This is a genomic window from Vibrio sp. 1874 (assembly GCF_033344395.1).
In the GTDB taxonomy this organism is placed as follows: Bacteria; Pseudomonadota; Gammaproteobacteria; order Enterobacterales; family Vibrionaceae; genus Vibrio; species Vibrio alginolyticus.
Map to the genome: position 1 here is coordinate 441,808 of NZ_JAWPOR010000003.1, position 12,645 is coordinate 454,452.

Genomic DNA, 12,645 nt, shown 5'->3' on the forward strand with positions numbered 1-12,645 from the left:
ACCATGCAACAGATACAAAACCAAAGCCTTGTTTCGTTTATGGTAGCGAATCCACAACAGGGCATTGCAGTGACTAATCCGGCGACCGGAGAACTCCTCGGGTACGCACCAGTCTCAAGCGAAAACGACATTTTAAATGGCATTGAACGTGCCAGTGTGGCGCAGAAAGAATGGTCGGCACTGACAGCAAAAACTCGCGCTGGCATGCTCAATCTTTGGTTCCAACTTCTGTTAGAAAACAAAGCCGACCTTGGCCGCTTAATGACGTTAGAGCAAGGTAAGCCGCTAGCGGAAGCTCAAGGTGAAGTGCTTTACGGTGCGAGCTTTATCGAATGGTTTGCTGAAGAAGCGAAACGTACCTACGGTGAGACGATTCCTGCCCCAAGTGCTGACAAGCGTTTGGTGACCATCAAACAGCCGATTGGTGTCGCCTGTGCGATTACACCGTGGAACTTCCCAATTGCGATGATCACGCGCAAAGCAGGTCCAGCTTTAGCGGCAGGCTGTAGCTTTGTCGTAAAACCATCTGAATCTACGCCGCTGTCTGCGTTTGCGGTCGCTGAGCTTGCCTATCAAGCGGGTATCCCACGCGATGTGCTGCAAGTGGTTCTGGGGGAAAACTCCCGTCAGGTCGGTGCTATCTTCACTTCGCATCCGTTGATTCGCAAGTTGTCTTTCACTGGCTCTACCCAAGTTGGTAGTGTGCTGATGCAGCAAAGCGCGGCGGACATTAAACGTACCTCAATGGAGCTCGGTGGCAACGCGCCGTTTATCGTATTCGATGATGCGGATATTGATGCAGCCGTGGCGGGTGCGATGGCGTCGAAGTTCCGTAACGCAGGCCAAACGTGTGTTTGTGCGAACCGTTTCTATGTACACAGCAAAGTGTATGACGAATTCGTTGCTAAGTTTGACGCTGCGGTTCAGCAGCTCAAAGTTGGTAACGGATTGGAAGAGGGGGTCAACATTGGTCCAGTGATCAGCGAGTCAGCGAAGCAAGGCATTCAAGCGTTGATCGATGGTGCTATCGAGCAAGGCGCGAAGCCGGTTTCAGAACTTAAAAAGCTCGATGGTCTATTTATGCAGCCAGTGGTTCTCAAAGACGTTACTCACGACATGAAGATTGTCTCTGAGGAAATCTTTGGCCCTGTCGCGCCAGTGATTCGTTTTGACAGCGACGAACAGCTAGTCGAAATGGCGAACGACACCATCTACGGTCTCGCGTCGTACTTCTACAGCCAAAACATTCACCGTGTTTGGAAAATCGCAGAAGCGCTCGAATACGGCATGGTTGGCATTAACGAAGGCATGATTTCTACTGAAGTCGCTCCTTTCGGCGGTGTTAAGCAGTCCGGCATCGGACGCGAAGGAGCAAAACAAGGTATCGATGAATATATGGACGTGAAATATCTCTGCTTTGGCGGCAACTAATTAAGGACAAAACAATGACAAACCAACAACTACACGAAAGAAGAAGCCAAGTTATCGCTCAAGGCATGGGCGCACTATACCCACTTTACGTCGAGAAAGCAGAAAACGCTTACGTATGGGATATCGAAGGCAACAAATACATCGACTTTGCAGCGGGCATCGCGGTAACTAACACCGGGCATTCTCACAAACGTATCAGTGAAGCGGTAAAAGCTCAGTTGGATAACTTCTCGCACACGTGTGCGATGGTTACGCCGTATGCGTCATTCGTTGAGCTGGCAGAAAAGCTGACAGAACTTGTACCAGGTGAGACTAAGAAGAAAGCGATCTTTCTAACCACTGGCGCCGAGGCGGTCGAAAACGCAGTGAAAGTAGCGCGCGCTCATACGGGTCGTAGCGGCGTGATAGCATTTAAAGGCGGCTTTCACGGTCGTACTAACATGACGATGGGGTTAACTGGTAAAGTTGCGCCGTACAAAGCGGGCTTTGGTCCTTTCCCGAACGAAATCTACCACGCGCCGTACCCAAATGCGTTCCACGGCATCAGTGTGGAGCAAAGCTTACAAGCGATCGACGATCTATTTGCTTGCGATATCGAACCTTCACGCGTTGCGGCGATCATCTTCGAGCCAGTGCAAGGTGAGGGCGGCTTCTACAAAGCACCTGAAGCGTTTGCACAAGGCTTGCGTCAGCTGTGTGATAAGCACGGTATTATGCTGATTGCCGATGAAATCCAAACGGGTTTTGCTCGTACCGGTAAAATGTTTGCAACAGAGTACCTAGGCATTGAACCAGACCTAATGACAATGGCGAAAGGCATTGCTGGTGGTTTCCCAATCTCAGCGGTAGTTGGTAAAGCGGATGTAATGGACTCCGCACTGCCTGGTGGTTTAGGTGGCACTTATGCGGGCTCGCCACTTGGTTGTGTTGCTGGTCTTGAAGTGCTGAAAATCATCGAAGAAGAAGATTTGTGTGCTAAAGCGATGGGCATCGGTGAAGTGGTCAATGCACGTATGACCAAACTGCAACAATCTGTGCCTGCTATTGGTGAAATCCGTACTACGGGTGCGATGATGGCGATTGAATTTACTGACCCAGAATCAGGTAAGCCGCTACAAGAGATGACCAAATCGGTGATTTCTAAAGCGCAAGAAAATGGTCTTATCCTGCTTTCTTGTGGGGTAAAAGCGAACGTGATTCGTCTGTTGCCTCCACTGACCATCGAATCTGACGTACTGAACGAAGGCTTAGATAAGTTGGAAAAAGTGATTCTTGAAGTGGCGTAATTCACGCGCTTTTAAATAACAATAACAAATCAAGGAAGCGGTTGGCATCAATCGTTTCCTTTTTGTTTTTTAGCGTATCTGCTGCCTATCTAAAAAGTATTGCTCAAGCTCCAAGTCGTCACTTTTATTACGGATGACTTAACAATTGGGCTCGTTCTTACTTTCCACTTATTCGCTACTCTGTTCCCCTCGAATGTGGTTTGGTGCTCACATTCTAAATCCCGACATCTGAAAGCCACTTGAGCCTATCATTTTATTGAGCGTCATTCCTCACTTTTTGGACTATAAAAATGAGATAGTATTCATATCCCACTTAGGTTGCTTGACAGATTAGCAGGACGAACTTTGATAACAAAGAATACAAGGTATGCCACTTTACTCGGCTTAGTTCCCATCGCCATATTTGTAGTGGCCTTTCATTCGATAACCAACTTTTACGTCAACTCGGTAAAAGCGTCGAAAATAGATGCTTACGTAGATTATTTAAATCAAAGGTCTGCCTATTTGGACGGAGCAATAGTGAAGCAGATTGCTCAGTTAGATTTTACTTGTAGTGATAGTGATGTAAGAACTTTACGCGACCCACGTTTTTATAACCGTTACATTCGTTTTATTGCGATGACCACAGAAGGCGGTAAAAAGTGTTCCACGGTTGGTAGTGAAGTGTCTCGCCCATCTAGTAGTGAACGATTTCAGATGGATGAAAACTTTTTCGCATCACTTATTTTGCCGCAACAGAATGACCAAATAGAGTGGATGGTCATTTATGATAATGAACACGTTGAAGTCTTCTGGGTGCTTGATAACAGTTGGGTTAACGAGGTAATAAAAACGCCTTGCAAAGACTGCCTATTTGTAGAGTTTAAGTATGATGAACCAATATTTGGTGATTTAACGATAAGCCGTGGCAAAGCGAATATTGCAGGAGAAGAAAACGCACTCTCAAAAGAGTTTTTCTTTTCAGGAGAGTCTCAAGCCAACATGCTCATAAAGATATACAGCGGTGAAAAACTTAAAAATTATGCTCAGGAAAGAGTACTTTTGTGGGGCGGTCTTGTAAGTGTGCTTGCTGGTCTTGCGACTGCCTTTGCATACATATCTGGTAAAAGCTTGAGAAAATCCATTACTGGTCTAATTGAAAATGGGATTAGTAATGCAGAATTTATTCCTTACTACCAGGCGATTGTCGATAGTCGCGATGGTAAGACAGTAGGATACGAAGCACTGATTCGATGGTCGCGGCGTGATGGAATGGTGCCACCAAATATGTTTATTGGTGCTGCAGAAGAAAGTGGCCTGATTATCCCGATGACCAATCAGCTTATTCGTAAAATCATACAAGACTTAAGTGACTTACCCGAGCATACGTGGGTCAGCATCAATATTGTTTCCTCCCATTTAGAGTCAGGCGTATTAACGAAGTTGCTGTCGGAGTTAAATTGGCCAATCTCGAATAGAATTCATTTTGAGTTGACCGAGAGAATACCAGTAAAAGACACTGAGGCCGCGAAAAAAGAGATTTTGTATTTAACGAATAAAGGCTACAAGTTCAAAATTGACGATTTTGGTACCGGATATGGTGGCTTTTCTTACCTACAAGATTTGGGCATCCGATGTTTAAAAGTGGATAAGATGTTTATTGATCCAATAGGATCTGACGACCAAAAATTGAAAGTGCTGGACTCAATTGTGTCTGCAGCGAACAAAGCGGAATGTGAGATGATTGCAGAAGGTGTAGAGAGCCAGGCTCAAGTCGAATATCTGGCTCAGCATGCGATTTACCTTATTCAAGGTTATGTTTACGCTAAACCAGAGCCCCTGACTAACCTTGCAAGCGCTTAATAGCCATAACGTCATAACATCCCGCTTTAAAGGTGCCAGTTTCCTAGGTTAGCGCTGATTTCTGCTGGTAGGCTCACACTTGAGGATTCCTAACACTCTCATTACTCCTAGAGTGTTAGGAATTAACGTTACTTAGGAGGAGAGTGCGGCTCTTTTCGTTTTGATTGACGTAATGAGCTGAGGTAGTAATGACATTACGATCATTCCCAGCATTAAGCTGTATTGCAGAGGAGTGAACGTTTCCCCCAATAGCAGTAGGCCCGAAACAATGCCTGCGACTGGGTTTGCAATACCACCAAAGGTAAAATCTACGACCGACATCCGCTGTAATAACCATACATACATGCCATACCCTAATGCGGTGTTCAGAATAATTACCCACAGTAACCCTAGAATATTCGTCATGGATACGTCCTGAACGACTGTAACATATGGCTCTGGATTGTTTATCGCCAGCACACTTGTTGCGATAGACATAATCACGCCACCCAAAATGAGCTGCCATGTTAGCACTGTCCACCAGTGCATTTTTGTACCTAGTGACTTTGTTACGCTACTTCCTATCACGATGCACATAATGGCGGAGATCATCGCAAGTAAGCCCACGGGTTCGAGAGAAATAGAGCTAGGATCAAATAAGAACCAAGCTAAAGCAATCAAAGTTGCGCCGCTTATCGCTTGAATGCCACTAGGCTGACGTTTGTAGACCGCCCAACCAAACAGCATCGCAAAAACGGGGACCGAAACCATACCAACACCAGAGATGGCAGAAGGAAGCGTCAACGCCATGACAAAAATGAGACCAAAGAAGCAAGCGATGTTGATGGTTCCTAAAACAAGCAGCACCTTCCACTCACTTCTTTTTGGAAACGAGGGCTTTATTGCCAGCAACAAAAGACCCGCAGGCAGTGCCCTTAGAGCGCCAAGTAAAACGGGAGGCCAGTCCGGTAGAGTAAACTGAGTAACAGCGTAAGTCGTCCCCCAAAAAAAGGCAGGAATCATCGCAAGTAAAATGTTCATGTTAAATATCTTTATGTAGAGATAATTAAATGTAACGATATCGGCAAGGTGGCTTTTTGTAAAGTATCTTTATGTTAAAATAAAAAACATATGATGTTTGGAGAGAAATAATGGATGCAATTGATAGAGTGGTAGAGCAGTGGGCTAGGGAGAAGCCAGACCTCGACACTGAACCGATGGCAATAATGGGTCGACTAATGCGAATTGCAAAACACATGGAATCTAGGGTCGCCGAGCTACATAAGAAGTACGATCTGAAAATGGGTGAATTTGATGTGTTAGCGACACTGCGTCGAGCTGGTTCACCATATTGTCTTACTCCCTCAGCGTTAATAGAGTCGATGATGCTCACTTCGGGTGCGATGACTAATCGCTTAGATAAACTAGAGAAGAAAGGGTTTATTACCAGAACCCATAGTAAAGAAGACCGACGTAGCGTCACCGTTGAACTAACAGAGCAAGGCTTAACCTTAATTGACAAGCTAATTTTGGAGCATGTAGACGTTCAGCAATCGTTATTGCATGGTTTAGAAGGCAATGAAAAAGCGCAGGTTAACCAGGCGTTAAAATTGCTATTGCCACAATTTGAATGAGAACGCAGAAGGAGGTAGGGGATATGAAAAGCAAAGAACTAGAACAATACTTAAGTACCTTCATGTGTGCAGAAAGCGATTTCCCATTTGGGCCTGAAGCGGTTGTTTACAAAATCAAAGGCAAGATGTTTGCCATCATTGCAGAGAGAAACGGTCGGGAGTATGTCAGCGTAAAAGTAAAACCAGAAGATGGAGAAGTCTTAACGTCGCAGTTTACGGACATTATCCCGGGTTATCACTTAAATAAGCGTCATTGGATAACGGTTTATTTTAACGGTGATGTCGAGGATGGGTTGATTCAAGACTTGTGTGAACGCTCTTATGCTCTTGTCGTTGCCAAGCTGCCGAAAGCACAACGAGCGTTGCTTGGTGAGTAATCGGCAACGCACTGGCCTCTGTTGTTTTGTCGCTCGTTGCTCGTAGCCTTTACGGAAAAATTCGCACCTTTTTCATCCTCGGGCTATATAAGAATAAGAAGGTGGAAAAGGGGAATGATATGCGAGCATTATCTGAATGGCTAAAAGAATACGGGGAGAGTCACCAAAACCCTATCAACCAAAAGATTCACACAATCGCAGTTCCAGGTATTTACCTTTCTGTGGTTGGACTTATTTGGTCGATTCCCCAGATTTCATTATTAGGCTTCGAACTTAATTGGGTTTGGGTAGCGGTGATCCCCACTTGGGTTTTCTATTTTCGTTTGTCTCTGAGTGTATTCATGATGATGATCGGCTACACATTAGCGTGCATTGGCCTTATTTGGTCGCTAGAGGTATTGATGTTGCCCGTTCTGCATATTTCTATGCTCTTGTTTGGCGTATTGTGGATATTGCAATTTATCGGTCACAAGATTGAAGGTAAAAAACCGTCGTTTTTTGAGGATTTACAGTTTCTACTCATCGGCCCGATTTGGGTGTTCAGAAAACACTAGCGATAAGCAAAATCAGGCATCATCCGAATGATACAAGACATATAACGTTCAGAGATTATGTAGCTCTTACTACATAATACCTCTCCTTCTTATTGCCACGACAAGCATTCACTTTAGATACGCACTATGATTAAAGAGGTGCCAACGCACTTTACGCTATCGAGATACTTAAACTTACGGCAAGTTTACTTTAGGGGGATGAATGTACGACCGACAATATAAATATGCCTATTGGAGAGAAGAGCGTAAAAAAGGCAAATGGCACTATATATTAAAGTCCTTCTTTATGATTTGTTGTGCATTACTGCTTGGTAAAGTCATCGGTTTGTTCATTTTTGGAGAGCTGCATTCTTTAAGCGACATTTGGGAACAACTCCCTGCGGATGTTTTTATTATGATGCTCGTGGGCTTTCCAATTAGTGTCCTTGGTTGGTACCACGAAGAGTCAAAGTTTTTCCGGGCACTGCGACGCAAAGAAAAGCGGTTAAAAGGCAATCAAAACAAACCGAAATAGAGTAACCTTTGTCTCTGTTTGGATTGCCACTTACCTATCTGAACGATTCTATCCCTTCCAGTCGTTTAGCGTTTAGTTACGTGTTGCAAAAAGCCTTCTTAATGCCACAGCCCCTAGTGTTGTGGAAATTGGTACTGTAAGAAACATTAAAAAACGAAGTTGAGCATTAGCGTATAAAGGCTCGCACTGTCATCCTTTGGGGCTGATGAAAACGCGCCAGAGCTATTATTGTAGGCGTTGAACCTTTGCCATTCTGCGTTCAGGGAAACGTTGTAATCTAGGTCATATCTCAACCCGAGTAAGAAACTGTCTCCACTTTTTTTATCCCGACTATTAAACTGCTGACCGTAAACAATATAAGGAGTTAGCTTGTTTACATTATAACTTGTTGTCGCGTACCAAGATGAGGAAAGATTGCTGGTCTGTCCTTCTGCCATAATCACAATGTTATCGAGCTCGTATCTTAACCCTAGAGAAAACAGATCGATCGTGTTGTTTTTTTCTGTTTCAACTAGACGGTCAATGATTGTGGTTCCGCCACCGGGAGTGGATTGCTCAATGTTAGAGAGCGTCGTTGTTTGATCATAATCGCCGTGGAGGTAGGAAAAATTCCAACGATAACTCTCTCCGCTTAGCGTTAAGTTCATCCCTGCAGTGTTGTTTGACTCAATTTCCAATTCAGTGCGTTCATTGATGGTTACGTCACTATTGTCTTTAAACCCGACAAACGGCATGGCGGTAAGTACGATTTGCTCATTAAGGTCATGAATCCAGCGTGCAGATAGGCCGTTATAAGCTGTGATACCTAGAATGCTGTCATATACCTCATTCGGTGGGCGGGCTTGGGTAAAAGCGTGGCCGACATAGTTGTACTCAGACATCAAAAACAGTGGCAGTCTTAAGCGTCCTCCTCGTATTTCTATGTTTTTATAGGTATAAGCCAAATACGCCCACTCGAGCTGAGGCGAGCTCCAATGGTCTTGCGGGCGCTTTACGACTTGTGCGGATGCCCGAAATGCCTTGTGAAAATAATCGAGCTGCATGCCGAAAGTGGTATCGCAATCGAAACAAGATTCATCGCCAATAAAGCGGTTAACTAGTACCGTAGTTGGGTTATCGGATTTTGCCCACGAAGTAGAGCCAAAACCACTTAAAGAAAGTTGTTCTGTTAGTTCAATCGTGGCTGAGCTCGGAAAGGTCGCGATACTCAGCGATAACATGGTTAAATATTTTTTCATATCAATTCTCCGAGCTAACCACACATAAAACATGAGCATTACTAGGGACGCTCGATGTTGGGGCATAACCAATTCTATTCGGCTTCTCTTGCATCCATGCTATGAGGTCATCAATGCTGGAGCGTGCAATCACTTTTGGCGGTCTAGCTTTACCTGAAAAAGACAAGCTTGCCCAATGCGCGTTCATTTGCGCTAAATTTTTGTTGAGAAGATAACGATAGAACTCAGCTCTTTCTGTTGATGTCGCAGGCCAGTCAGAGAGTTCAATTCGCTGGCCTTGTAAAAGTTGCGTCTTCCCTCTGTACAACTTTCGCGCTTTATTGACAGTGAGCGGAGAGAATTCGTCATTAAATGAGAAAACGGCGTAGCTCTCTGCAGCGAGAGCTTGGCAATTTAATGAAAGAAGGGCAATCAGAATAAACAGATAGCGTTTTATGTAACGCAAAGGAAAAGCAACGCGAGAATGATTTCTACTCATAGAATCCACCTACATTGCTTGTTCAATTTGATACAACAGTTTTTCTTTGCGCACAGGCTTTGGTACGTAGGCATCCATTCCTGAATCAAAGCAGCGTTGAATATCATCATCAACGACGCTTGCTGTTAATGCGATAATGGGCGTCTTAGCTAATCCTTTACTCGCTTCATAAGCTCTAATTTGCCTAGAAGCTTCAAACCCATCCATTATGGGCATCATGCAATCCATCAAAATAACATCAAACTTTCCATCTTTTTGGAACATTTCGACTGCAATTTGACCGTTTTCTGCGACTTCGAATTGATAGCCTGCTTTAGATAGCAATAGAGAAGCCACTTTCTGGTTCACTCTATTATCTTCGACAAGCAAGATGCGTTCGGAGCGAATAGGCGTTACCGTTGCTTCTGGTTGCTCAGAACTTGCAGGTAGTTCATGAGTTTTATCGGGGGTGGTGTTCTCTTGGTGTGGTTCAGCAGGCGTCGTGTTGGAAACGCGTAACCCTATTGCCTTATCTAACTTCTCTTTAAGCAACCCTGCTTTAAACGGTTTGGGCACATAGTCATCCATTCCAACGTCAAAGCATTTTTGTATATCGTCATCGACCACACTTGCCGTTAGAGCAATAATCGGAATTCTGAAAGCGCGTTTTTCTTTTACTTCTATTTGACGAATTATTTGGGTGGCTTCAAATCCATCCATTACGGGCATCATGCAGTCCATTAAAATTAGGCTGTATTGATTCTGTTGAAATTTCTCAACTGCTTCTTGTCCGTTTACTGCGACATCAAAGTCGAAGCCAGCTTTTGTGACGTGTAGCCCCGCGATTTTTTGATTGACCGTATTGTCATCAACGACCAAAATTTTCGGCAAAGATTTAACATGTTGCGCTGAAATGCTCTCTTGTTGTGCGTGCGAGAAGTTTGCCGCACAACTTTCAAGTGCTTTAATTAAGCGCTGCCCTAGTAGTGGCTGAGTGACCAAGGCGCTGATACTGCTTCTAAAGTCGAATTGTGGGCTATGAAGGTGCTTGATGAGGCAGACACGAATGTTTCGTTTACAAAGGCTTTCTATCTCATCGATATGCATCGCCGCTGCATTTGGTGATGCTTCTACATGAATAACGATAACGCGCTCGTTATCAATCCACGTTGGCAACGCACTTAAGGTATCTACTGACTGCGTTATATTGATGTTGAAAAAACTTAACTCGTTACGCAGTTTTTGTTCTAGTTGAGTACTGCTGCATACAATCCATATGTCGTTGTGATTCAGAGCGTGATAAGCGTTAAACTCTTGAGTCACCACAGGAGCAGTTAGTTCAAAGAAGAAGCGACTGCCTTTACCTTTCTCGGATTCAAGTTGAATTTCTCCACCCATTAGCTCAACTAATTGCGTGCTAATGGCAAGCCCAAGTCCAGTTCCCCCAAATTGTCGGGTAGTAGAGTTATCCTCTTGGGCAAATGGAGCAAATATTTTCTTTTGCTGCTGGGCATCAATACCAATCCCAGAATCTTTAACGGAAAACTCGATGACCGCTTCACCATTTTTTATTTCGCGGGTGATGACCGATAGCTCTACACTGCCTTGTTCGGTAAATTTTACGGCGTTAGACATGAAGTTCATGACAACTTGGCGTATACGATGGTCATCCAACATTACGTGGTAAGGCGTGTTACGGCTAATGTTGACTTGCACATCGATGCCTTTTTCCTTTGCTTTTGGTGAAATGATAGAAGCAATGTCATAGATAGACTCTCGAACACAAGTTGAATGTGGGCTAATGAGCAGCATCCCAGATTCAATTTTTGAGAAGTCTAGAACGTCATTAATTAAACTCAAAAGCAGTTGGGAGGAGGTTTCAATCGTGTCGACGTAATCGCGTTGTGTGGCAGTCAGGGAAGTATCGGATAAGACTTCAGAGATACCAATAACGCCATTTAGCGGCGTGCGGATCTCGTGGGACATGTTGGCCAAAAAGCTACTTTTGGCTTTACTCGCCTTAATTGCATCATCTTTTGCTTGTTCTGCATCTTCTTTAGCTTGTGTGAGCTTTAGTCTGGACAACATCCGCTCATCACTAAGCTTTTTTACCTCTCGAGCAAACTTACTCAGCTCGTCTTTACCCTTTATTAGTTGAGCAAGAGGTGAATTTTCAGTGTTACTTTGTTCATTGCTTTCGTTACTGAGAAATTTGAGGACTAGATTCAAGTTTCCAGTAACTTTTCGCACCAATCTTAGCGTTAAACTTACGACCAACAGCGTTAAAAGGCTCATCATTGCGATAAAGGTAAAGCGGTGCTGTGTCGTCGTGTTGATTGTCTTTGATATATCATCACTCAGCTGTTGTTCCATTTTGTCGTCAACACTTTGTAATAACGATAAGCGTTTGTTGAGTGCAGATAACCCCGCATCAATCTCATCCGGGGTTAATGATTTGAGTTGAGCTGGTTGCAATAAATAGGCACGAAACTCTTGGCTTTTGATAAAGACTTCACCCGTAAACGTCTCAATGAGCAGATCTACTTGTTGTTGATTGGCATTTAGCGTCACAAAACGCTCTAGAAATAGTTGTTGGTTCTGGACTAAAGATTGGATAGAAGCCTGTGTTGTGAGGTCATACTCGTTATTTTCCTCTGAAGATCGAATCAAATATTCGCTTAATCTATGCTCTTCAGTAGACCAAAACATCAACCATTCAAGTTGCATCAAAGAAGAAAGGTGAGTGTTTGTTTCATAACTCACATTTCTAAAATAGACTTTGTCTAAGCTCATGAGGATTTCTTTGAACGTATCAGCGCGCCACTCTGCCGCATCTAACTTTTCCTCTTGATTTTGCGAAGAGAGCATCGAGAGGGTTGCTTCCTCAAAGCTTGTCAACTGGTTTAGTATCTCAGCGCTTTCACCGAATACTGGTGCAGCGGTGTCGCGTAACAATTGAGATATCTGCTGAGTTTTTAGTTGCTTATCTATTACATCAGGGTTATTCGGTAGGTGATAAAGCGAAGATACGCGGTCGATGTAGACAGAGAATAACTGTGCTTTTTGTAGTTCCTGAGCCTGGATAGAAAGGCTTTGTACATGTTTACCCGCGAGGACAAGCAACAATAAAATTGGCAGCAAAACCAACCCAAATAGCTTTTGTTTTACCGACAGGTTGTTCCAAGAAAAGATTCCTACCACGCGCATTTCCATATCCAAGAAGTTGATATGAAAAGTGTAGTTTATTTATCTCAGATGTTAGATTTTAAGAGAAAATTCATATTAATGAGGTGGGGGAAGTGTGACCGATATTGCATTACGAGTACTAACGCG

The 12,645-nt window shown here is 43.9% G+C and carries 11 protein-coding genes; 7 read left to right on the forward strand and 4 right to left on the reverse strand.

Translation table 11 applies throughout. The annotated features are described in order from the left end of the window. Positions 1-3: 3 nt before the first annotated feature. The 3 genes from R8N46_RS09420 (at position 4) to R8N46_RS09430 (ending at position 4,559) form a co-directional block, all read left to right on the forward strand. Entirely contained in the window at positions 4-1,431 is a 1,428-nt protein-coding gene (locus R8N46_RS09420; RefSeq protein ID WP_213972317.1) for an NAD-dependent succinate-semialdehyde dehydrogenase, read from the forward strand. A 14-nt stretch (positions 1,432-1,445) separates the two neighbouring features. Further along, on the forward strand, positions 1,446-2,717 hold the full coding sequence (gabT, locus tag R8N46_RS09425; RefSeq protein ID WP_154204640.1) for a 4-aminobutyrate--2-oxoglutarate transaminase: 1,272 nt from the start codon (positions 1,446-1,448) through the stop codon (positions 2,715-2,717). Positions 2,718-3,062: 345 nt separating this feature from the next. After that, the gene (locus tag R8N46_RS09430; RefSeq protein WP_154204639.1) at positions 3,063-4,559 is read left to right on the forward strand and encodes an EAL domain-containing protein; all 1,497 of its coding nucleotides are present in this window, start codon (positions 3,063-3,065) and stop codon (positions 4,557-4,559) included. A gap of 132 nt (positions 4,560-4,691) precedes the next feature. Here the strand turns inward: R8N46_RS09430 and R8N46_RS09435 are convergent, their stop codons facing one another. Beyond that, a complete protein-coding gene (locus tag R8N46_RS09435; RefSeq protein WP_064353868.1) occupies positions 4,692-5,579 on the reverse strand; it encodes a DMT family transporter in 888 nt (295 codons plus the stop codon). Positions 5,580-5,689: 110 nt separating this feature from the next. Here R8N46_RS09435 and R8N46_RS09440 point away from each other — a divergent pair, with 110 nt between their 5' ends. The 4 genes from R8N46_RS09440 to R8N46_RS09455 all read left to right on the forward strand — a co-directional run bounded on the left by R8N46_RS09440 (position 5,690) and on the right by R8N46_RS09455 (position 7,617). Beyond that, positions 5,690-6,172, forward strand: coding sequence for a MarR family winged helix-turn-helix transcriptional regulator (locus R8N46_RS09440; protein WP_053350391.1), 483 nt, complete (start codon positions 5,690-5,692; stop codon positions 6,170-6,172). A 23-nt stretch (positions 6,173-6,195) separates the two neighbouring features. After that, positions 6,196-6,549: an MmcQ/YjbR family DNA-binding protein gene (locus R8N46_RS09445; RefSeq protein ID WP_005377801.1), complete on the forward strand. Its 354-nt coding sequence runs from the start codon at positions 6,196-6,198 to the stop codon at positions 6,547-6,549. Between the two features lie 119 nt (positions 6,550-6,668). Beyond that, positions 6,669-7,103, forward strand: a complete 435-nt coding sequence (locus tag R8N46_RS09450) for a DUF962 domain-containing protein (RefSeq protein ID WP_005377800.1) — start codon at positions 6,669-6,671, stop codon at positions 7,101-7,103. 202 nt (positions 7,104-7,305) lie between these two features. Continuing rightward, positions 7,306-7,617 (forward strand): hypothetical protein, encoded by a 312-nt coding sequence (locus R8N46_RS09455; RefSeq protein WP_005377799.1) that lies wholly within the window; start codon positions 7,306-7,308, stop codon positions 7,615-7,617. Between the two features lie 146 nt (positions 7,618-7,763). Here R8N46_RS09455 and R8N46_RS09460 read toward each other — a convergent pair whose 3' ends face one another. From R8N46_RS09460 to R8N46_RS09470, 3 genes are read right to left on the reverse strand one after another with little or no spacing between them, the layout of a single operon-like run. After that, positions 7,764-8,855: a sulfate ABC transporter permease gene (locus R8N46_RS09460; protein ID WP_213972318.1), complete on the reverse strand. Its 1,092-nt coding sequence runs from the start codon at positions 8,853-8,855 to the stop codon at positions 7,764-7,766. A gap of 1 nt (position 8,856) precedes the next feature. After that, entirely contained in the window at positions 8,857-9,333 is a 477-nt protein-coding gene (locus R8N46_RS09465; RefSeq protein ID WP_017633987.1) for a hypothetical protein, read from the reverse strand. Between the two features lie 9 nt (positions 9,334-9,342). Further along, positions 9,343-12,519: a response regulator gene (locus tag R8N46_RS09470; protein ID WP_213972319.1), complete on the reverse strand. Its 3,177-nt coding sequence runs from the start codon at positions 12,517-12,519 to the stop codon at positions 9,343-9,345. Positions 12,520-12,645: the final 126 nt, after the last annotated feature.